A 20724-nucleotide genomic window follows, 5' to 3' on the forward strand; every position below is an offset into this window, starting at 1 on the left:
GTTCTGCCCGGTGCTGCTGGTCGTGACGCCGACGCCGAACGGCGTCTCGGCCTTGTTCGAATAGCCGCTGACCGTGGCGTCGACGACGCCGAACAACGTGACGGAGGACTGGGCGGAAGCGCCGCCGGCGGCGAGGACGGTCAGGGCGATCAGGGTTTTCTTCATGGGGTCTCTGCGGTGTTGGAAATAGGGCAAGGAAGTGAAGCGATCGAGCGCTGGCGAGGGCCAGCCTCGACCACCCGGTGCGCTTGCGGGACAGGCGGAATTCTGGAAGGGGGGGCGATTTGGATACCCCTCCTTGGCGGAGGGGGGGCAGGGCGGGGAAGGCCCGAGGGCCGCGCTTGTCCGGTGCGTCCGGATTGCTGTCCAATGCGCTGCACATCATCACTTCAGCGGGTCGAAGCATGAAGCTCGGCAAGATCATCCTCGGCGCGCTCGCGGTCGCCGCCATCGCCGGAACCGCGGGCTGGTTCAGCCTGGACAAGGAAACGCGCGGGCTGCTCGCCACGCTGCCGACCGACCGCGACCTGCTGTTCTGGAGCCAGCCGCAGCGCGACGCCGCCTTCCGGGCCCTCGATCGCCTGCCGGTGCTGGCCAAGGCCCATGTCGTCGCCGCTGGCGGCAAGCCCTCGCCGTTGCCGCCGGGCCCGCCACTGGCCCTGCCGCTGGATGTCGACGCCTACATGGCCCAGCAAAGGAGTGCCGCACTGCTGATCCTCCATGACGGCAGGCTGCGCCTGGAGCGCTATGGCCTGGGCTTCGACCGCGACGGGCGCTGGACCAGCTTCTCGGTGGCGAAGTCCATCACTTCCACGCTGCTCGGCGCCGCCGTGCGCGACGGCAAGATCCGCAGCCTCGACGACAAGGTCAGCGACTACATCCAGGAGATGAAGGGCTCGGCCTATGACGAGGTCAGCATCCGCCAGCTGCTGACCATGACCTCGGGCGTGCGCTGGAACGAGGACTACGCCAATCCGGACTCGGACGTGGCGCGCTTCAACAACCACCAGCCCGAGGAAGGCGTCGATGCGCTCGTGAGCTATCTGCGCAAGCTGCCGCGGGCAGTGCCGCCCGGCACGCGCTGGAACTACAGCACCGGCGAGACCAACCTGGTGGGCGTGCTGGTCGCGCGGGCGACGGGCAAGCCGCTGGCCAGCTACCTGTCGGAGAAGATCTGGGTGCCGGCCGGCATGGAGCAGCAGGCGACCTGGCTCCTGAGCCGCACCGGCCAGGAGATCAGCGGCTGCTGCATCCAGGCGGCCACGCGCGACTTCGCGCGCTTCGGGCAGTTCGTCCTCGACGGCGCGCGTGCCGGCGGGCAGCCCGTGGTCGCGGACGGCTGGCTGGCCGAGGCCACCACGCGACAGGCCGACATCGGGCAGCCGGGCCGCGGCTACGGCTTCCAGTGGTGGACCTACGACGACGGCAGCTTCGCGGCGCGCGGCATCTTCGGCCAGGGCATCTTCATCGATCCGAAGCGCAGGCTGGTGATCGCCTCCAACGGCGACTGGGCGGGCGGGGCCAACGACCGTGCCGACAGCATGGCGCGAGAGGACTTCTACAAGGCGGTGCGCAAGGCGATCGACGACGAGGCGGCAGCGGCGGCGAAGAAGCCCGGGGGCTGAGGCCCTGAAGCCCACGCTCGTGCGTCAGATTGCGGACGAGCCCTGGCTCGATACGCCGGTCATCAATCGCACCCAGACCGAACCGAAGACGCTGCGCATCGCCAGTGGCACGGTTGCCGAGGTTCTGGCGACGAAGTCGCCTGTTCCTCCGGACACCGCGGTCTACGACGCGCAAGGGCAGTGATCTGCCGACGTTTCGGGACGTGCACATCCACCTCGACAAGACCTTCTGCGGCGGCGCGTGTATGGCGCCGTCGCCGCAGCGCCGAAGGCCGTCTAGCGGCGCTATTGCGGCAGATACGGTGCGATCTGTCCGAAGGCGTTGGCGACGTACGCTTCCTTCTCGCCCACGGGCGCCACGTAGTGCAGCGCCGCCCTCGCGGCCTCGTGTCCTTCGGTGCGGGCGATGATCCAGGCCGCCAGGTAGGGCGAGGCCAGGCAGCCACCCGCGGTGGCGACGTTGCCGCGTGCATGGAAGGCCTGGTTCAGGACTTCGACGCCGGCCGCCTGCACCCAGGGTTTGGTGGTCAGGTCGGTGCATGCCGGCACGCCGCCGAGCAGGCCGAGCCTGGCCAGGATCAAGGCGCCGGAACACTGGGCCGCGATCAACTGCCGGCCGGGGTCGAGGGCCAGGCGCCCCATCAGCACGGGGTCGTCGACGACCTCCCGTGTCCGCACGCCGCTGCCGACGACAACGGCATCCGCATCTCGAGCGTCCGCGAGCGACGACTGGGCGCGCACGGTGACGCCGTTCATGGACGTGACTTCCGCCGTCGGGCAGCACAGCGTCACGCGCCAGTCAGGCTTCTTGATCCGGTTCAGGACGCCGAGGGCGATCAGCGAATCCAGTTCGTTGAAGCCGTCGAAGGTGAGGATGGCGATGTGCATGGTGTTGCCATCGTAGGCGCAGCGATCAATACAATCAAAAAATTGTCATGAATACACCGAGTGATGGCCGAACCCCGATACAAGCAGCTGGTCGATGAACTCGCGGCCGGGATACGCACCGGGCATCTCCCGCCGGGTACGCGCCTGCCCACCCATCGCCGGCTGGCCGAGCGCCACGGCCTGGCCCTGGTCACGGCGTCGCGCGTGTATGCGGAGCTCGAGGCCATGGGCCTGGTCAGCGGCGAGGTCGGGCGCGGCACCTTCGTTCGCGAGGCGGCGCTTCCCTACGGCCAGGGCGTCGACCAGCAGGCCGTGGCGGCGGGCCTGGTGGACCTGAACTTCAACTACCCGTCGCTGCCGGGACAGGCCGAACTTCTGCGCGCTGCCCTGCGGCAGGTCGCCGCCGGCGGCGATCTGGAAGCGATGCTGCGCTATGCGCCCCATGGCGGGCGCATGCACGAACGCGCCTGCATCGCCCGGCACCTCGCGTCGCGGGGGCTGGCGGCCGATGCGTCTTCGGTATTGATCGTCGACGGCGCGCAGCACGGCCTGGCGGTGACGGTGATGGCACTGCTGCAGCCGGGCGACGTGGTCGCCGTCGATGCGCTGACCTACCCGGGATTCAAGGTCCTCGCCGAGGCCCAGCGGCTGGAACTGGCGCCCATTCCGGCCGCGGGGCAGGGGCCCGACCTGGATGCGCTGGAACGGTTGTGCGCGCGGCGCCGGGTCCGGGCCGTCTACACGATGCCGACCCTTCACAACCCGCTCGGCTGGGTGATGAGCGCGACCCGTCGTCGCCGCCTGGCCGCGATCGCCCGGCAGCACGGCCTGCTCGTCATCGAGGACGCGGCCTATGCCTTCCTGGCCGACAACCCGCCGCCGCCGATGGCGATGCTGGTGCCGGATCGCACGGTTTATGTCTCGGGCCTGTCGAAGAGCGTGGCGACCGGGCTGCGCGTGGGCTTCGTGGTCGCGCCCCCGGCCTGGGTGCCGAGGATCGAGCGAGCGATCCGGGCCACCACCTGGTGCGCGCCGGGCGTGACGACGGCGATCGCCTGCGGCTGGCTGGAGGACGGCACGGTCGCCCGGCTCGAAGCCGAGAAGCGACAGGACGCCGCGCTGCGCCAGTCGATGGCCGGCGCCGCGCTCGCCGGCCTGCGCTGCGTGCGCCATCCGTCGTCGTACTTCGCCTGGCTGCCGCTGCCCGAAGGGGTCCGCGCCGACCGGGTCGCGGCGGCGCTCATGCGCGAAGGGGTTTCGGTGTCGACGGCCGAGCCCTTTGCGACCTCGCGGCAGGTGCCGCACGCCCTGCGCCTGGCGCTCGGCTCGGTCGCGCTCGACAGCCTGGACAGTGGCTTGAGGGCGGTGCGGCGGGTGGTCGGGGAGCACGCCTTCTGAGCGCTCGGTGCCCGGCACTCAAGTTTCGGCGCCGGGCGCCGATAGAGGAGAGATGGCTTCCCCCACGCTCCCCGCCTTCACCATGGCGTTCCAGCCCATCGTGGACGCCGACCAGCGCGCGGTCTTCGCCTATGAGGCACTCGTGCGGGGGCTCGAGGGGGAGGGCGCGCTCGAGGTGCTGGGACAGGTCGGCCCGGAGCAGCGCTTCGCCTTCCATGAGGCCTGCCGCATGCGCGCCATCGAGCTGGCGGCCCGGCTGGGCATGCGGGCCAAGCTGAGCCTCAACGTCATGCCCAACGACGTGGCCGGCCAGGAGCAGTGCTTTCGCAGCGCGATGGCCGCTGCGGCGCGCTTCGGCTTCCCGGTCGAACAGCTGATGTTCGAACTCACGGAGGGCGAACGGGTGCAGAACCTGCCCGGCCTGGCGGCGTCGTTCAAGACCTTCAAGTGCTACGGCTTCACCTCGGCCATCGACGACTTCGGCGCTGCCTATGCGGGCTTCGAGCTGCTGGCGGGCTTCCAGCCCGACATCGTCAAGGTCGACATGAGCCTGGTGCGGGGCGTCGATGCCGACCCGGTGCGCCTGGCCATCGTGCGCGGCTTCGTCCAGACCTGCGGCGAGCTGCGCGTGCGCGTCGTCGCCGAGGGCATCGAGACGCGCGAAGAGCTGCGCGCGCTGCGCGGCATCGGCGTCAAGCTGTTCCAGGGCTACCTCTTCTCGCGGCCGGTCATCGCGTCCCTGCCGCCGATCGCCTGGGGGGACGCCGAGCGATGAAGCGCATGCGCATGAACCTGCCCACCCGATCCGCGCTGTTGACGACTTCGCTCGTGCTGATGCTGGTCGGCGCCACCGCGGCCTGGCAGTACCGGCAGTTGTCGCGCGGGTACACGGCACTGCTCGGCCAGCAGCTCCAGGGCCTCGCGCACGCCGCGGCCGCGGACCTCGACTACAAGCTCGCGATGCACCTCGCGACGCTGTCGCGAGAAGCGCGGCGCGGCGATGCCTCGACCTTCTCCGATCCCGGGCGGCGTGCGCCGTTCCTCGCCCACAGCGGTCTGCGCCCGATGTTCGACGGCATCGCACTGATCGACGTCGCGGGCAACATCCTCCTGGCCGAGCCGCCGCCGGTCGCCAAGGAGGTCAGCGTGGCGGACCGCGACTACTTCCGGCGGGCCCGCGACACCGGGGTCGCCGCGGTCTCGCAGCCGCTGAACGCGCGCACCAGCGGCGAGTCGGCGGTGCTGATGGCGGTGCCGGTCAAGGACGCCGACGGCCGCGTGCTGGGCGTGCTCGGTGGCGGCCTGAACCTGCATCGGCCGAACATGCTGGGCAACCTGGCGGCGGCGCGCCTGAGCGGCGAGGGCTACTACATCGTCGACTCCGGCGGCGAGTCGCCGGTCTACGTCGTCCACCCCGACCCGGCGCGCGTGCTTCAGCCGGTGCGAGGCGGGAAGGCGGACACCGAGTGGCGCCAGCCCGACGACCTCGAAAGCAGCGCGAAGATCGCGGCCACCGGCTGGAACGTGCATGTGGTGCTGCCGGCCCGGACCGCCTATGCGCCGCTGGCGAAGGCGCGCCGGGCGCTGCTGCTCCAGATGCTGCTGCTCGCGGTGGTGACCGGCGCCCTGGTGTGGGCCGGCACGCTGTGGCTGGTGCGCCCGCTCGGCTCTTTGCATTCGGTGATCCGGCGCCTGCGCCGCAATCCCGACGCGCCGGTGTTGCTGGACGTGCGCGTGAACGACGAGTACGGCGACCTCGCGCGCGAGTTCGATGCGCTGATGACCGAGTTGCGCACGCAGCGCAGCGAAAAGGCCGCGCTGACCGATGCCGCGCCGGTCGGCCTCTTTCGTTGCGACGAGCGGGGGCGCATGGTCGACGTCAACGACGCCTACCTGGCCATCCACGGGATCGAGCGGGCACAAGCGGCCGATGGCTGGCTCGGGTGCGTCCGGCCCGAGCAACGCGAGGAGACATGGCGGCAATGGCTCACGCGGGTGGCCAGCAACGAGCCGTTCCAGTTGAAGCGCTGGATCCGGCGTACCGACGGCAGCAGCGTGCTGGTGTCCCTGCAGATGCAGCCGATCGTCGCCGCCGGCCGGGTGGTCGGTCAGGTCGGCACCCTGATCGACATCACCGAGCGCACGCTGGCCGAGCAGGCGCTGCGCACCCAGACCGCGATCTTCGAGAAGACCACCGACTACGTGGTGCAACTCGACAAGCATGGTCGCCTGAGCTATATGAATCCGGCGGCTCGCCTGCGCACCGGCGTGGCTCAGGACGCGCCTGTCACGCATTTCACGATGGCTGACTTCATGCCGCCGGCCACGCTGCTGCGGCTGCGGGAAACCATCGTCCCCACGGCCGTTTCCCGCGGCGTCTGGGTGGGCGAATCGGACATCTGCGGCGCCCATCCGGCGGACGTGTTTCCGGTCAGCCACATGGTCATCGCCCACCGCGACAAGGCCGGCAAGATCGAACGCTTCTCGGGCATCATGCGCGACATCTCGGAAGCCAAGGCCACCGAGGTCGCGCTCTTCGAGAGCGAGGCGCGATTGCGCACCATCGCCGATGCGCTGCCGATGCGGGTGGCGTTCATCGACACCTCGCAGCGCTACAGGTTCGTGAACCGGGCCTACGAAGGCGCCTTCGGCATCCCGCGGGAGGCGATCGTCGGCCGGACGGTGAAGGAGCTTTTCGGCAGCCGCTTTCATTCCATCGAGGCCCACGTGGCCCGGGCCCTGCAAGGGGAGCCGGTCACGTTCCAGAGCGAGCTGGTCAGCGACGGCGGCTATGCCTGCTTCGAGTCGAACTACATTCCCCAGCGCGGCATCGACGGCAGCGTCCTCACGGGCTTCCACGCGGTCTCGACCGATGTCACGCGCCAGAAGCAGGAAGAGAAGCGCCTGCTGCAGCTCGCCCACGAGGACCCGCTCACCGGGCTGGCCAACCGTGCCGGCTTCAACCGGCGGCTCGAAGAAACGCTGGCGGCGGCGCCCGGGGGAGGCCGCGTGGCGGCCTTGATGTTCCTGGACCTCGACCGCTTCAAGCAGGTCAACGACCAGTTCGGCCATGGCACCGGCGATGCCTTGCTGCGCGAAGTGGCCGACCGGCTGGTCCAGGCCCTGCGGGCACGCGATTTCGTCGCCCGCGTCGGCGGCGACGAGTTCACGGTGATCATCGGGCAGGTGGCCGACGCTCAGACCGCGGCACGCATCGCCGCCAAGATCGTCGACGCCTTGAGCCGGCCCTACATGCTGAGCGGCTGCCGCATCGACGTCAGCGCCAGCGTGGGTGTGGCCTTCCATGTCGCCGGCAGCGCGGCGACCGCCACGCAGCTGATGCTCGCCGCCGACGAGATGCTCTACCAGGCCAAGGGCGCGGGCCGCAACGACTACCGGCTGGCGGAGTTTCCCGAGGCGCACGCAACGGCCTGAGGCGCGGATTCGCCAGGCCATCGGCACCGTGCGGTCAGCCGTCGGCCAGCTTCATCACGACGCGCCCTTCGATGGCGCCCTGGCGCATGCGATCGAAGATGCCGTTGACGTTTTCCAGCGTGTCTTCGGAGTAGACGGTGTGCACCTTGCCATCGCCGGCGAAGGCCAGGGCTTCCTGCAGGTCCATGCGGGTGCCGACGATCGAGCCCCGGATGGTCTTCGCGTTGAGCACGACGTCGAAGATCGGCAGGCCGAACTCGCCGGGCGGCAGGCCCACGAGCGACATCGTGCCGCGCTTGTGCATCATGCCCAGGGCCTGGTCGAAGGCCTTGCGCGAGGGCGCGGTGACCAGCACGCCGTGCGCGCCGCGCAGCGCGCGCTGCAGTTCGTGCGCCGGGTCCACCTTGCTGGCGTTGACGACGAGCTCGGCGCCGACCTTGCTGGCCAGCGCCAGCTTCTCGTCGTCGACGTCGACCGCGGCGACGTGGAAGCCCATCGCCTTGGCGTACTGCACCGCCATGTGGCCCAGGCCGCCCACGCCGGAGATCGCGATCCAGTCGCCGGGTTTGCAGTCGAGCACCTTCAGGCCCTTGTAGACCGTCACGCCCGCGCAGAGCACCGGCGCGATGGCCGAGAAGCCGACGTTCGAAGGCAGGTGGCCGACATAGCCCGGGTCGGCCTGCACGTATTCGGCATAGCCGCCGTTGACGGTGTAGCCGGTCATCTGCTGGCCGTCGCACAGCGTCTCCCAGCCGGTCATGCAATGCTCGCAGTGGCCGCAGGCGGTGTGCAGCCAGGGGATGCCCACGCGGTCGCCCTCCTTGACATGCTTCACGCCGGCGCCGACCGCCGAGACATAGCCGACGCCTTCGTGACCCGGAATGAACGGCGGGCTGGGCTTCACGGGCCAATCGCCATCGGCGGCGTGCAGATCGGTGTGGCAGACGCCGGAAGCGATGACCTTGACGACGATGCGGCCCGGCACGGCCTCGGGAACGGGGACCTCGTCGATCGTCAACGGCTGCTTGAAGGCGTGGACGACGGCGGCTTTCATGGTCGGCATGCTGTGCTCCTTGGTCGAGGCACGGGGCGAAGTTTTTCAATGTAGCGATCGGGTCGGCGCTTGTCCAGCCCGGCGGCGCCGCGCAGATTGACAACCGGCAATCTGAAGAATATGATTGCGGTCATATTAATTTCGATTGGCACGAGCCCTCATGAGCCGCACCCCGAACAGCCGCAAGGAAGAAACCCACGAGCGCATCGTCGCCGTGGCTGCCCGCGCGATCCGGGAGCGCGGCTATGCCGGCGTGGGCGTGGCCGATGTCATGAAGGAAGCCGGCCTGACGCATGGCGGCTTCTATGCCCATTTCGATTCGCGCGACGCCCTGCTGGTGGAGGCGCTCGAACGGGCGGGCCGCGAGAGCGCCGAGGCCGTGGCCCTCGCCGCCGAGCGGCGCGCCCGCAGGGGAGTGAGCGCATTCCGCGCGCTGGTCGAGACCTACCTGGCCGATTCGAACCTGGCCTCGCTGGCGTGCGGCTGCCCCGTGGCTGCGCTCGGCTCCGACATGCCGCGCCAGTCCGAGGCCGTGCGCGAAGCCTCCGCCCACCGGGTACGGCGCCTGATCGCCGGCGTGCGCGGCGCCCTTCCAGACGCGCCGCGCGCGGCTGCCGCGGCGGTGGCCGGCACCCTGGTCGGCGCCCTGCAACTGGCGCGGGCGCTGGGCGACGGCGAAGAAGCGCGCGCGGTGCTGGCGGATGCGCGCAAGTCGCTGCTCGCGCAGTACGAACCGCCCGCCGCCGCCCACTGAACCCTGCCGACATGCTGCCATCGCCATGCTTCGCCTATTAATATGACATAGATCATATTGTTCGTTCCCTCCCACCACCCTCACTCGTCCCAAGGAAGCCATCATGAAAATCAGCAACGCCACCGTCCTCGTCACCGGCGCCAATCGCGGCATCGGCCTGGCCTTCACCCGTGAGCTGCTGGCGCGCGGCGCCCGCAAGGTCTACGCCGGCGCCCGCGATCCGTCCAGCGTCACGCAGCCCGGCGTCGAGGCCATCCGCCTCGATGTCACGAAGCCCGAAGAGGTCGCCGCCGCCGTGGCCCGCGCCGGCGACGTGACCCTGGTGATCAACAACGCCGGCGTCGCCCAGGTCGGCGGCTTTCTCGCGGCCGACAGCGAAGAGGTAGCGCGGCGCCAGTTCGAGACCAACTTCTTCGGCATGCTGCGCATGAGCAAGGCCTTCGCGCCGGTGCTGAAGGCCAACGGAGGCGGCGCGCTGCTCAACGTGCTGTCGATCGTCTCGTGGATCAACGGCGGCCAGCTCGCCGGCTATGCGGCGACCAAATCGGCCGCCTGGTCGCTCACCAACTCGCTGCGTCACGAACTGGCGCCGCAGAACACGCAGGTCCTCGCGCTGCACATGGCCTTCGTCGACACCGACCTGGCGCGCGGACTCGAGGGCCCGAAGACCAGCCCCGAGGACATCGTCAAGAGCGCCCTCGATGGCCTCGAGGCCGGCCTCGACGAGGTGCTGGCCGACGATCGCACCCGGCTGGTCAAGCAAGGTCTGACCGCCGCCACGCCGAGCTACATGCCGACGCGCGCCTGAGCGCCGAGTCGAATCCGACGGACGGCACGATGACGATCGCCACCGCACCCACGGCTCCGGCCCCGGCCGCAGCCGCCCATCCACCCAAGGCCTCGCCCTGGCCGGTGTTCTGGGTCGCCAGCGTGGCGGCCTTCCTGGTCTCGCTCGACAGCACCATGCTGTATTCGGCCTTCGGCGCGCTGCGGACCGGTTTCCCGGACGCCAGCGCGGCCGAGATGTCGTGGGTGCTCAACGCCTACACGGTGGTCTATGCGGCCATGCTGATTCCCGCCGGCGGCCTGTCGGACGCCCACGGCCGCAAGCGGGTCTTCATGCTCGGCGTGACGCTGTTCATCGCCGCCTCGGCCGCCTGCGGACTGGCCGGCAGCGTCGGCTGGCTGATCGCCGGGCGGGTGCTGCAGGCGGTCGGCGCCGCGCTGCTGACGCCGGCGTCGCTGTCGATCGTGCTGGCCGCCTTTCCGCAGAGCAAGCGTGCGGTCACCGTCAGCCTGTGGGGCGCGGTGGGCGGTTTCGCGGCGGCCGTCGGGCCGAGCCTCGGTTCCTTCGTGATCCAGACCATCGGCTGGCCCTGGGCCTTCTTCATCAACCTGCCGATCGGGGCCCTGTCGCTCTGGTGCGGCGCCTACCTGCTGACCGAGTCGACGCGATCGGCCCACCGGACCCGGATCGACGGGGTCGGAATGAGCCTGCTGATCGTTGCCGTCGGTGCGCTGACGCTGGCGATCGTCGAGTCCGAATCGCTGTACTGGTCGCGCGGGCAGCTGGCGGCCGTCGCGGCGACGGGCGCGATCGCGCTGGTGAGCTTCGTCATCTGGGCCCGCAACGTGCGCGCACCGCTGATCGACCTGACGCTGTTTCGCCACCCGACCTACAGCGCGGTCAATGCCGCGACGCTCACGTTCGGGATCGCGTTCGCGATGATGTTCTTCGCCTTCTTCTTCTACATGAGCAATGTCTGGCACTACAGCCAGGCGCTCGCCGGCCTGGCGATCGCGCCGGGACCGTTGATGGTGATTCCGGTGGCCATCGTCACCGGCCGGCTTGCCGGACGCTACGGCCATCGGCCGTTCCTGGTCGGCGGCGCCTTGCTGTTCGCCGCCACCGGCCTGTGGTTCCTGCTGGTGCCCGGCACCGAGCCAGCCTATGCGACGCAGTGGCTGCCTGGCCTGTTCCTGAGCGGGACCAGTGTCGGCCTCGTGATGCCGTCGCTGTCGGGCGCGGCGGTGAGCAAGCTGCCCGCCGCCCACTACGCGGTCGGCAGCGCGGTCAACCAGGCCACGCGCCAGATCGGCGCCGTGATCGGCGTCGCGATCACGGTGGTGCTGCTCGGCCACGGCGTGCTGCAGCGCGGCGACTTCGACGCCCTCTACAAGTGGCACATCGGCCTGGCGCTGCTGACGGCGCTGCTGTGCACGCTGGTCAACACGCGACCAGCGGCGGCGGCGTCGTCGCGCGGCTAGCCCGGCTGCTCGCCCGTGGCGCGGATCTCCACGCGGCGGTTCGGCTCGAAGCAGGCGATGAGCGCGGTGCGGGTCTTCGCCTTGCCCTGGGCCCTGCAATCGGCTTCGGTGACCTTCAACTCCGAGAAGCTGCGGCCTTCGGTCGTGATGATGTTGGCCGGGACGCCTTGGGCGACCAGGTAGTCGCGCACGGAGTTGGCCCGCGCCAGCGACAGGCGCTGGTTGAACTCGTTGCTGCCGATCGGGTCGGTGTGGCCGACGATGGAGATCGCGCGCAACCGGATGCCCGAGGACTTGAGCTCCGCGAGCGTGTTGTCGATGCGGGTGCGGCCGGTGGGCGTCAGGTCCGACTTGGCGAAGGCGAAGGTGCCGTCGGCCTTGAGCTCGAAGTTGCGCGCAGCCGGCGGCGGCGGGGGCGGCGGCGGCATCGGTGCCGGCATCGCCGCCGGCGGAGCGGCTCGCGCCACCTGCGGGGGCGGCCCGAACGGAATCTGCAGGCCCACCGAGAACAGCCAGTCGTTCATGCTCTGCCGGTTGCCAGTCAAGCTGTTGTTGGCGTTGTCGACATAGCGATAGCGTGCGTCTGCCACCAGGCGGCCCCAGGACGAAAACGGCCAGACGATGCCGACCCCCGCATTGGCCATGAAACTCGTGTGGCTGTCGTTGATGCCGAACGCCCGCTCCACCTTGTTGTCGATGGCGCCGATGCCGCCCACGAGATAGGGATGCACCCGGTTCGACTGCCAGCGGTCGATCCCCAGGCGGCTCCATGGGAACCACTGCGCGTCGAGCGTGCCGCTCCAGTTCTTGTACTTGTTCGTGCTGTTGAAAACGCCGAAGTTGGTGCCGACGTTGCCGTCCAGTTCCTCGTACTGGCCACGCAGCTCGATGTTCCAACTCGGGCTGATCGGCTTGCCGATGGAGAAGCCTCCGCCCCAGCCGTTGTCGGCATTGCGGTCACCGTCGGGATGGATGTAGCTGCCGAAGGGCGTGATGTACCAGCGGTTGTCGAAGTACTGATCCGGTGCGAAGGTGGTCTGCGCGAGGCAGGCACCATACGGAAGGGCCAGCGCGCAGCAAGCTGCGAAAGTGCGTCGAACGAACATGAAAGCCTCACTTTGCTGATGTTGATGAGAGCCCTCGGCCGGAGCCAGTGGTGTGAAGCACGATAGGTGCGCGCAAGTCTGCAGGCCTGCCTACACGCAACCGGGTGTGTCTCAGTCGCGGCACGGCCACTTCCGGTTTCACTTCTTTCACGATGGAGCGAAACCTTTTGCGCAGCGGCCACGCTGGTGTCGCTCCGAAGAGGCGTTGCACCAAAGGGCAATTGCACCCCGGCGCCTTCACCGCCAACATCGGTTTCCTCGGCAGCCGCGGTGCGCGCAGGCGGCACGGCCGTGCTGTGCTCGAACAACAGGAGTGGCAGCGCATGCGCGTCTCGTTCAACAGGCACGGTCCGTTCTATCGCTGGCAGCGCCGCGTCGGCCTGCTGACCGACACCGATCTCGCGGCGGGTCGCCGTGCCGCGCTGTTCGTGGCCGTGGGGTGGATTCCCGCACTGGTCCTGGCCGCGTTCCAGGGCTTTGCCATCGACGCGCATCCGGAGCGCGCCATCCTGTTCGACTACAGCGCCTATGCCTACGCCTTCGCCATCGTGGCCTTCGTGTTGATGGAGCAGAGCTCGGACCAGCGCATGGCGCAGCTGGTCGGTCAATTCGAGGAGCGCGGGATCGTGCCGCCGGCGTCGCGCAGCGGCTTTGCCAAGGCTCGCGCGAACATGGAAAGGCGCACCGGCTCGTGGCTGGCCGAAGGCCTGATCCTCGTGCTGGCCTACCTGCTCTCCTGGCTGTGGCTCACCAAGGCGCCGATGGCTGCCGCCGGCGGCACCTGGCACGGGCGCATGGTCGACGGCACGCTCCAACCGACCCTGGCCGGCTGGTGGGCCATGCTGGTCGCGCTGCCGCTGTACTGGTTCCTGCTCGGGCGCTGGCTGTGGCGCTTCGTGACATGGGGCTTGATGCTGCATGAGATCGCGCGCTGCGACATGCGCCTGGTCGCGACGCATCCCGATCGCTGCGGCGGACTCGCCTTCATGGGGCAGTACCCGAAGACCTACGTCCTGTTCGTGTTGGCCGAAAGCACGGTGGTGTCCGCCACGGTTCTCAAGCTGGTGGTGCACGGTGATGCCAGCCTGATGGGTTTCAAGTTCGCCCTGATCGGCATGATCGTCTTCTTCGCCATTGCCTTCGTCGCGCCCCTCGCGGTCTTCGCGCCCCGGCTCGTGGCCTTGAAGCACGCCGGTCTGGCGCACTACGGCTCACTGGCGAGCCAGCACAACATCGCCTTCGAGAAGAAGTGGATTTCGGCGACCAGGGCACTGCCGGCTGAAGAGATGCTGGGCTCGCCCGACCCGTCGTCGATGGCCGACTTCGCTGCCGGCTACGACCTGATCAAGCGCATGCTTCCGGTGCCGGTGACCCTGGAGAGCGTCATGCCGATCGTCCTTGCGGCGGTGCTTCCGCTGATTTGCGTGGCGGCCACGCAGGTGCCCCTTGCGCAGGTCCTCGAGCAGGTCAAGACACTGCTGCCTGTTTGAAGCTGGCCGGCAAGATCAGGCGGCGCCGCGAAAGCAGGAGAGCCCCCAGGGGGTGAGCTTGACCGGCAGGTGGTAGTGCTGCGAAGGATCGGCCAGGCCGAAGCGAAAACACTGCACGTCCATGAAGGCCGGCTCGGGAAGCGCCTGTCCGCGCGCTCGGTAGTAGTCGCCCACGTGCAGCCGCATCTCGTAGACACCGATGTCGAACAGTTGGGCCTGCCCCTCGATGCCGTCCACCACGCCGTTGCGCCCCACCTTGCCGGCGACCAGCGGCTCCCAGCGCTCGGCCCGACCGCGTTCGCCGGTTTCCCTGCGCAAGACCTCGACCCGCATGCCGACCGCAACCACCCCGTTGGCCACGTCAACGACGTGGATCGACACAGCTTGCATTCTCGTTCCTTGCCTCCAGGCGCATGACGCGCGACAGGAGCGAATTTAACGGATGCTGGCGAAGTGCCGTCGGACGGGGCCGGTCGATTTTCTTGGTGCGCCTTCAGGGCTGCGCCTTCGAGAATGCGGCGCACGCCGGCGTGCCGTTGGCCTGCTTGAGATAGGCGATCAGGTCGGCCCGCTCGGCCGGGTCCGCGATCCCGGCATAGGTCATCGAGCTGCCGGGCACCACCGCCAGGGGCATGGCGAGGAAGCGGTCGAGCGTGGCGTCGTTCCAGACGATGCGCGACTTCTTCATCGCCTCCGAGTAGTCGAAGCCGGGCACGCTGCCGGCCAACCGCCCGAACAGGCCGCAGTGGTGTGGACCGACCCGGTCGCTGGCCAGCGCATGGCAGGCCTGGCAGCGGGCATAGACCTGTTCGCCGCGCAGCGCGTCCGGCGCGGCCTGCGCGGGCGCACCCATCCACGCGGCCAGCAGGCTGGCCGCCAATCGGCTGCAGGGCTTCACGACACGAAGGCCGACGGAACGGGCGTCTCGCCGATGGCCTGGCGCAGCACGGCCCAGTGCATCGCCTCGTCCCCGAGGATGCTGGCAGCGGCCTTGGCGAGATCAGGGTTGCCGAACAACGGAACCGCGCCGAGGTAGGCGCTCACCGCGCCCTGCTCGAGGCGGGCGGCGAAGCGCAGCACATCGGCCTGCGACTTCAGCTGCTGCACCGGAAAGTCGTAGCTCGGCTTGGGGGTGGCCGGCTTGCCGCCCAGCTTGGCGACCGTCTTGGCCAGCAACTCTGCATGCTCCTTGTGGTGCCCCTGGAAGGTCAGCGCCAGCGCGAGCGTCGGCTTCTCCAGCAGCTTGCTCTCGGCGCCCAGCAGGTAGGCGGCGATCGCCTCGAGTTCCGCCCCCAGGGCGGTGTTGAGGACCTGGACGTCGTTGCCCGTCGCGCCGTCGGACTTGGCGGCCAGCGCGTCCTGCCCGGACAGCAGCGCGACCGCGGTCCCGGACAGGAGCAGGCCGGACTGGCCGAGGAACAGGCGCCGGGCGGCGATCGGGGCGGGCATTTGAAAGAACGACATGGCTAGTCTCCTCGTGGGGTGGGATCGATGGGGGGCGGATGGCCGGCGGCGCCGAGCTCGGCGAGTACGTGCGCCACGATGCGGTCGCAGCGCGCACCGTCGAACGAGAAGGCGTCGCCGAGCGCGACGTCGAGATCGCGCGACAGGCCCTCGCGCAACAGGCTGCGGGCGCGGAAGAAGCGGGTGCGCACCGTGGCTTCCGCAAGCTGCAGCATGGCCGCGGTTTCGGTCACGCTCAGTTCCTGGACCGCGCGCAGCATGAACACCGTGCGATAGCTGTCCGGAAGCCGATCGATGCGAGCCTCCATGAGTCGTCGTATCTCGTCCCGCATGGCCAGTCCTTCGGGTCGGTCGCCAGGATCGTCCGCCATCCAGGGGGCGTCGCCATCGTCGGCGCCGATCGCGGTGTCCAGCGGAATCACCTGCGCGCTGCGCCGGCGCAGGCGTCCCAGCGATTCATTGATGACGATCCGGCTGAGCCAGGTGGCGAGCTGCGCGTCGTCGCGAAAGCTGCCGATCGCGCGCCAGGCGCCGAGGTAGGCGTCCTGCAGCGCGTCTTCGGCATCGTCGTCGCTCTTGAGGATGCTGCGCGCGGTGCGGAACAGCAGCTGGTTGTGGCGGCGCATGATGCGCTCGAAGGCGGCCGCGTCGTCGCGTGCGGCCCGCAAGGCGAGTTCGTGGTCGGGGGCGGACTCCGGGGCGATGGGGTGGGGGGCGGTGTGTGGCATGGCTTCCTGCCCCCATTAGATGGGGCGATGAAGCCGGGCGTTTCAGTTTTCTTTCGAGCCGATCAGGCCGCGGCCGGCGTGAACTTGAGCGCCACCCCGTTCATGCAATAGCGCAGCCCGGTCGGCTTCGGCCCATCGTCGAACACATGGCCCAGGTGGCCGCCGCAGCGGCGGCAGTGAACCGCGGTGCGCACCATGCCGAAGGTCTTGTCCTCGGTCTGGCCGACGGCGTTCGGCAATGGCTGCCAGAAGCTCGGCCAGCCGGTTCCGCTGTCGAACTTGGTCTTCGAGGAAAAGACGTCGAGGCTGCAGCCGGCGCAGGCGAAGACACCGGCACGGTGCTCGTCGTTCAGCGGACTGGAATAGGGACGCTCGGTTCCCTCCTTGCGCAGCACGGCGTACTGGCCGGGTGTGAGCAGCTTGCGCCACTCCTCGTCGGTGTGCGTCACCTCGAACTTCGCCGGCTCCGCCGCGATGGCGGAGCGCGGGCTCCAGCCGAGCGCGTTGGCGATCGCCAGCCCAAGCGTGGAGCTGCCGGCCAGCAGGGCAAAGCGTCTTCCTTGGGGGCGCATGGTCGTTCCTTTGCAAATCAGTGCATCCGACACATAGTTCGTCGTGCATCGGTCGGCGGTTACAGCCGGGGCCGCGACAACTTTGACGCCATGGGTGTAACCGGGAACCCGTGGCTCGCGAACTCACATCGAGCGGGACAGCCTCCCGAACGCAACCAACCCAGCGAAGGACGACGCCAGCATGAACAAGCCATCCACCCCCCCTGCGCCGCGTTTCGCCGGCGGCGCTTTCTTCTCGCGCCGTGCCGCGCTCGGCGCGGTCGCCGTGCTGGCGGGCGCGGCCGCCTTTCGGGTCGTCCCGTCGCTGGCGGCCGAGAGCGCGGTGGTGATCCCGGTGCCCGCCGACGACGCCGCTGCCGCGACGACGGCGACCGAAACCGCCGTCGTTGCCGGTGGCTGCTTCTGGGGCGTGCAGGGCGTGTTCCAGCACGTGAAGGGCGTCACCAATGCGGTCTCCGGCTATGCCGGCGGCGACGAGAAGACCGCCAAATACGAGTCGGTGGGATCCGGGCGCACCGGCCATGCCGAAGCGGTTGCGATCACCTACGACCCGAAGCAGATCAGCTACGGGCGCATCCTGCAGATCTATTTTTCGGTGGCCCACAACCCGACCGAGCTCAACCGGCAGGGTCCGGACCACGGCACGCAGTACCGCTCGACGATCTTCGCGCAGAACGCGGAGCAGGCCAGGATCGCCAAGGCCTACATCGAGCAGCTCGACAAGGCCAGGAGCTTCGGCCAGCCGATCGCGACGACCATCGAACTGCAGAAGCGCTTCTTCCCGGCGGAGGCCTACCACCAGGACTATCTGACGCGCAACCCGACGCAGCCGTACATCGTGTTCAACGACCTGCCGAAGATCGAGAACTTGAAGAAGGTGTTCCCGGATCGCTACCGCGCCGAGCCGGTGCTCGTCGGCGGCCGCACCGCCGGTTGAGCAACCCCTGCGTCGCCGCTGCCGCGCAGGCCTATTCGGCCCGGATGCCGTTGCGCAGGATGCCGATGGCGTCGACCTCGATCTCCACGATGTCGCCGGGCTTCATCCAGACCGGCGGCGTGCGCTTGGCACCGACGCCGCCGGGCGTGCCGGTCACGATCACGTCGCCGGCGGCCAGCGGCGTGAAGGCCGAGATGTGGGCGATCTGGCGCGGGATGCTGTGGATCAGCTTGTCGGTGGTGGTGCGCTGCATCTCCTGGCCGTTGAGCCGGGTCACCAGGGTCATCACCTGGCCGTCCCGGATCTCGTCGCGCGTCACCAGCCACGGGCCGAAGCCGCCGGTGCGCCAGAAGTTCTTGCCCGCGGTCCATTGCGGCGTGGCCGATTGCCAGTCGCGGATGCTGCCGTCGTTGTAGCAGGCGTAGCCGGCGATGTGATCCCAGGCGTCCTGCTCGGCGATCCGGCGGCCTGCCTTGCCGATCACGACCGCGATCTCGCCTTCGTAGTCCAGCTTGGTGGACTCGGGCGGCAGCACGATGTCCTCGCCATGGGCGAGCTGCGACTCGGCCACGCGCAGGAAGAGGGTCGGCTGCTCGGTGATCTCGCGGCCGGTCTCGCGCACATGCTCGCCGTAGTTGAGCCCGACGCAGACGATCTTGCCCGGATTGGGAATCACCGGCAGCAGCCGGACCTCGTCGAGCTTCGGCCCGGGCTCGGCGGCGGCGGCGACGACCCGGGCTGCCTCGCCCAGCAGGCCGGCGGCGATCAGCGCCTTCAGGTCGGCGGCGCGCTCGCCGAAGGCCCGGCGCAGCTCGACGACGCGGTCGCCGACGACCGCGCCGTAGCTGTCGGTGCCGTTGTGTTGGTAGCTGATGAGTTTCATGGAATGCTTCTGTGTGCAGGTGGATCGGATGGGTGTGTGCCTGGCCGCGGCTTCATGGCCCGACCGGCAGGTATTGCGAGATGCGATCGAGGTCCGTCCCCGTGCGCGCCACGCCGACGATGTAGCGGTCGGGCCGCAGGATCACGGCCTGGGCCTCGTGGGCCTGCAGCCAGCGGTCGAGCAAGGTGTCGGGTCGGTCGATGACGATGGCGCCGGCGCGGCGCCAGCGTTCGGCCGTGGCCGGAGCGGCCGCTGCCAGGGCCCCGGCCCGGCCGATCACCGCGCTGCGCCGCCCGAGCAATTCGTCGAGCAGGCGGCCATCGTCGAGGCGCGGTTGCGGAAACGGCCGGCCCGCCGGCGTGCCGGGCGCAGTGTCGAAGGCCCCGGCGCCGAGCAACTGGGGCGGCAGCTCGAAGATCTCGGGCTGGGCGGTGCGGAATCTCGCGTCGCGCTGGGCGGCGAGTTCGGGGTCGGTGGTCTGGATGATGTTGCCCAGGCGCACCGCCATTTCGATCAGCGCACGCACGTGCGGCGCGCGCTCGGACTCGTAGCTGTCCAGCAGCGCGGGCGGCGCCCCGTGCTTCAGCACGGCCTCGAGCTTCCACGCCAGGTTGGCGGCGTCCCGCAGGCCGGCGCACATGCCCTGGCCGAGGAAAGGCGGCGTCTGGTGGCAGGCGTCGCCGGCCAGCAGCAGGTGGCCCCGGCGCCAGCCCTCGGCAATGACGGAGTGGAAGGTGTAGATGGCGGCGCGCTCCAGTCGCGCCTGGTCGGGCCGCACCCAGGGGGCGACCATGCGCCACAGCGCGGCGGGCTGCACCATCGCGTCCCTGTCATCGTCCGGCAGCACCATGATCTCCCAGCGCCGCCGGCGGCCGACCACGTTGCAGTAGGTCATCGGCCGGGCCGGGTCGCAGTGCTGCACGGTGTGCGTGGGCAGGGCGACGTCTTCCTCGAGCACGACATCGAACACCAGCCAGGGCTGCTTCAGGCCGAGGTCGACCATCCGGCTGCCCATGTGCTGGCGCACCGGCGAGCGCGCGCCATCGCAGCCGACCACGAAGCGGGCGCGGACGGCGGCGGTCTGCCCGTCGTCGAGGTTGCGCACCGTCAGCGTCGCGGCGTCTTCGTCCTGGGCCACGCCGACCACTTCGTGGCGCAGCCGCAGCTGCACGCCGGGGTAGCGCGCCAGCCCGGCGCGCAGGACGGCTTCGAGCTCCGGCTGGTGGAAGTAGTAGTTGTTGGCGCAGCCGTGCGGGCCCAGCGCCGCCGTGCCGCCCCGGATCAGCATCGTCTCGCCGGCCGCGTTCACGAAGTGCATGCCCTGCTCGCCGGCCCGGGCGATGGCCAGGGCCGGCTCGCGCAACCCCGCGGCCTGGAGGATGCGCAGCACCTCGCCGTCGAAATGGATGGCCCGCGGGAGCGGGAAGATGTCGCCTTCCTTCTCGAGCACCAGCACCGACAGGCCGGCGGCGCCCAGCAGGTTGGCCAGGGTCGCCCCGGTCGGCCCGAGGCCGACGATCGCCACGTCGTGCACGCGCGCGGGCTCAGCCACGCTGGTCCTCCTGCATGCGGCGCGCCACGTCGGCCTGCCATTGCGCACGGCTCATGAATTTCGGCAACCGCTTGGCGATGGCTTCGGCCTGCGCAAGGATGGCCTCGTCCGAGCGTGACAGGTCGATCGGCTCGCGCAGCGGCTGCTCGCAGTACCAGGGCGTGTCGACGAACAGCTCCAGCCGGTTGCCCTCGGGGTCCCGGCAGTAGACCGACACGGCGTTGCCGTGCGTGACCGGGTGCATGTCCAGCGCGCCTTCGGCCAGCAGGCGGTCGTGGAACAGGCGCAGCGTGGCGATGTCGGGGACGCGGAAGGAGATCTGGTTGACGACGTTGAAGCCGATCTCCCGGGGCCGTCCCGTGGCCAGCACCAGTTGATGATGCTCGGACGGGTCGCGGCTCAGGAACACCAGCTGGACCGGCCCGAGGTCGCCGGCGTCGGTCTCGGTGAATCGCAGGGCCCGCTTGTAGAAGGCGGCCATCCCCGGCAGGTCGGTCACGTAGAGGCCCATGTGGCTGAACTGCAGCTGCGACGGGTTCTGTTCTGGCATGCGTTGTCTCCTGGAGAAAA

Annotated in this window: 22 protein-coding genes; 10 read left to right on the forward strand and 12 right to left on the reverse strand. The window is 69.5% G+C overall.

Features of this window, described 5'->3' with window-relative positions:
- Positions 1-165, reverse strand: a 165-nt coding sequence (locus AC1DF3_RS33400; protein ID WP_478142342.1) for a porin, incomplete at its 3' end; no start/stop codon positions are given.
- A gap of 239 nt (positions 166-404) precedes the next feature.
- Here AC1DF3_RS33400 and AC1DF3_RS33405 point away from each other — a divergent pair.
- Together AC1DF3_RS33405 and AC1DF3_RS33410 are read left to right on the forward strand one after the other, a co-directional pair.
- Complete coding sequence (locus AC1DF3_RS33405) at positions 405-1625, forward strand: serine hydrolase domain-containing protein (RefSeq protein ID WP_478142312.1); 1221 nt, start codon at positions 405-407, stop codon at positions 1623-1625.
- Between the two features lie 19 nt (positions 1626-1644).
- Positions 1645-1809 (forward strand): hypothetical protein, encoded by a 165-nt coding sequence (locus tag AC1DF3_RS33410; protein ID WP_478142313.1) that lies wholly within the window; start codon positions 1645-1647, stop codon positions 1807-1809.
- Between the two features lie 101 nt (positions 1810-1910).
- Here AC1DF3_RS33410 and AC1DF3_RS33415 read toward each other — a convergent pair whose 3' ends face one another.
- Positions 1911-2513, reverse strand: coding sequence for a DJ-1/PfpI family protein (locus tag AC1DF3_RS33415; protein WP_478142314.1), 603 nt, complete (start codon positions 2511-2513; stop codon positions 1911-1913).
- Positions 2514-2576: 63 nt separating this feature from the next.
- Between AC1DF3_RS33415 and AC1DF3_RS33420 the strand changes: the two genes are divergently transcribed.
- From AC1DF3_RS33420 to AC1DF3_RS33430, 3 genes are read left to right on the forward strand one after another with little or no spacing between them, the layout of a single operon-like run.
- The gene (locus AC1DF3_RS33420; protein ID WP_478142315.1) at positions 2577-3911 is read left to right on the forward strand and encodes an aminotransferase-like domain-containing protein; all 1335 of its coding nucleotides are present in this window, start codon (positions 2577-2579) and stop codon (positions 3909-3911) included.
- Between the two features lie 52 nt (positions 3912-3963).
- On the forward strand, positions 3964-4686 hold the full coding sequence (locus tag AC1DF3_RS33425) for an EAL domain-containing protein (RefSeq protein ID WP_478142316.1): 723 nt from the start codon (positions 3964-3966) through the stop codon (positions 4684-4686).
- Between the two features lie 11 nt (positions 4687-4697).
- On the forward strand, positions 4698-7346 hold the full coding sequence (locus AC1DF3_RS33430; RefSeq protein WP_478142317.1) for a diguanylate cyclase domain-containing protein: 2649 nt from the start codon (positions 4698-4700) through the stop codon (positions 7344-7346).
- A 34-nt stretch (positions 7347-7380) separates the two neighbouring features.
- On the opposite strand, the gene AC1DF3_RS33435 is transcribed toward AC1DF3_RS33430, so the two are convergent.
- A complete protein-coding gene (locus AC1DF3_RS33435) occupies positions 7381-8409 on the reverse strand; it encodes a zinc-dependent alcohol dehydrogenase (RefSeq protein ID WP_478142318.1) in 1029 nt (342 codons plus the stop codon).
- A gap of 151 nt (positions 8410-8560) precedes the next feature.
- Between AC1DF3_RS33435 and AC1DF3_RS33440 the strand changes: the two genes are divergently transcribed.
- The 3 genes from AC1DF3_RS33440 to AC1DF3_RS33450 all read left to right on the forward strand — a co-directional run bounded on the left by AC1DF3_RS33440 (position 8561) and on the right by AC1DF3_RS33450 (position 11422).
- Positions 8561-9154, forward strand: coding sequence for a TetR/AcrR family transcriptional regulator (locus AC1DF3_RS33440; RefSeq protein WP_286530877.1), 594 nt, complete (start codon positions 8561-8563; stop codon positions 9152-9154).
- Between the two features lie 103 nt (positions 9155-9257).
- On the forward strand, positions 9258-9962 hold the full coding sequence (locus AC1DF3_RS33445) for an SDR family oxidoreductase (RefSeq protein ID WP_478142319.1): 705 nt from the start codon (positions 9258-9260) through the stop codon (positions 9960-9962).
- Between the two features lie 29 nt (positions 9963-9991).
- Positions 9992-11422 (forward strand): MFS transporter, encoded by a 1431-nt coding sequence (locus AC1DF3_RS33450; protein ID WP_478142320.1) that lies wholly within the window; start codon positions 9992-9994, stop codon positions 11420-11422.
- On the opposite strand, the gene AC1DF3_RS33455 is transcribed toward AC1DF3_RS33450, so the two are convergent.
- The gene (locus AC1DF3_RS33455; protein WP_478142321.1) at positions 11419-12528 is read right to left on the reverse strand and encodes an OmpA family protein; all 1110 of its coding nucleotides are present in this window, start codon (positions 12526-12528) and stop codon (positions 11419-11421) included. The genes AC1DF3_RS33450 and AC1DF3_RS33455 overlap by 4 nt on opposite strands.
- Before the next feature lie 221 nt (positions 12529-12749).
- On the opposite strand from AC1DF3_RS33455, the gene AC1DF3_RS33460 reads away from it, so the two are divergent.
- Complete coding sequence (locus AC1DF3_RS33460) at positions 12750-14018, forward strand: hypothetical protein (protein ID WP_478142322.1); 1269 nt, start codon at positions 12750-12752, stop codon at positions 14016-14018.
- A 15-nt stretch (positions 14019-14033) separates the two neighbouring features.
- Here the strand turns inward: AC1DF3_RS33460 and AC1DF3_RS33465 are convergent, their stop codons facing one another.
- The 5 genes from AC1DF3_RS33465 to msrB all read right to left on the reverse strand — a co-directional run bounded on the left by AC1DF3_RS33465 (position 14034) and on the right by msrB (position 16782).
- Positions 14034-14408 carry a hydroxyisourate hydrolase gene (locus AC1DF3_RS33465; protein ID WP_286530884.1) on the reverse strand — a complete coding sequence of 125 codons (375 nt, stop codon included), beginning with the start codon at positions 14406-14408 and terminating at the stop codon, positions 14034-14036.
- A gap of 103 nt (positions 14409-14511) precedes the next feature.
- Complete coding sequence (locus AC1DF3_RS33470; protein ID WP_478142343.1) at positions 14512-14871, reverse strand: c-type cytochrome; 360 nt, start codon at positions 14869-14871, stop codon at positions 14512-14514.
- Between the two features lie 41 nt (positions 14872-14912).
- Positions 14913-15482, reverse strand: coding sequence for a ferritin-like domain-containing protein (locus tag AC1DF3_RS33475; RefSeq protein WP_478142323.1), 570 nt, complete (start codon positions 15480-15482; stop codon positions 14913-14915).
- Between the two features lie 2 nt (positions 15483-15484).
- Complete coding sequence (locus AC1DF3_RS33480; protein WP_478142324.1) at positions 15485-16210, reverse strand: RNA polymerase sigma factor; 726 nt, start codon at positions 16208-16210, stop codon at positions 15485-15487.
- Positions 16211-16272: 62 nt separating this feature from the next.
- Positions 16273-16782 carry a peptide-methionine (R)-S-oxide reductase MsrB gene (msrB, locus tag AC1DF3_RS33485; protein WP_478142325.1) on the reverse strand — a complete coding sequence of 170 codons (510 nt, stop codon included), beginning with the start codon at positions 16780-16782 and terminating at the stop codon, positions 16273-16275.
- A 181-nt stretch (positions 16783-16963) separates the two neighbouring features.
- Between msrB and msrA the strand changes: the two genes are divergently transcribed.
- Positions 16964-17719: a peptide-methionine (S)-S-oxide reductase MsrA gene (gene msrA, locus AC1DF3_RS33490; protein WP_301815994.1), complete on the forward strand. Its 756-nt coding sequence runs from the start codon at positions 16964-16966 to the stop codon at positions 17717-17719.
- Between the two features lie 31 nt (positions 17720-17750).
- Here msrA and AC1DF3_RS33495 read toward each other — a convergent pair whose 3' ends face one another.
- The 3 genes from AC1DF3_RS33495 to AC1DF3_RS33505 are packed head-to-tail and all read right to left on the reverse strand — an operon-like array spanning position 17751 to position 20704.
- Entirely contained in the window at positions 17751-18602 is an 852-nt protein-coding gene (locus tag AC1DF3_RS33495; RefSeq protein ID WP_478142326.1) for a fumarylacetoacetate hydrolase family protein, read from the reverse strand.
- Positions 18603-18654: 52 nt separating this feature from the next.
- Positions 18655-20154, reverse strand: a complete 1500-nt coding sequence (gene mhpA / locus AC1DF3_RS33500; protein ID WP_478142327.1) for a bifunctional 3-(3-hydroxy-phenyl)propionate/3-hydroxycinnamic acid hydroxylase MhpA — start codon at positions 20152-20154, stop codon at positions 18655-18657.
- Positions 20147-20704, reverse strand: coding sequence for a VOC family protein (locus tag AC1DF3_RS33505; protein ID WP_478142328.1), 558 nt, complete (start codon positions 20702-20704; stop codon positions 20147-20149). Before AC1DF3_RS33505 ends, mhpA begins: the two co-directional genes overlap by 8 nt.
- Between the last annotated feature and the right edge of the window lie 20 nt (positions 20705-20724).

Source organism: Variovorax sp. 10N432 (assembly GCF_056394465.1).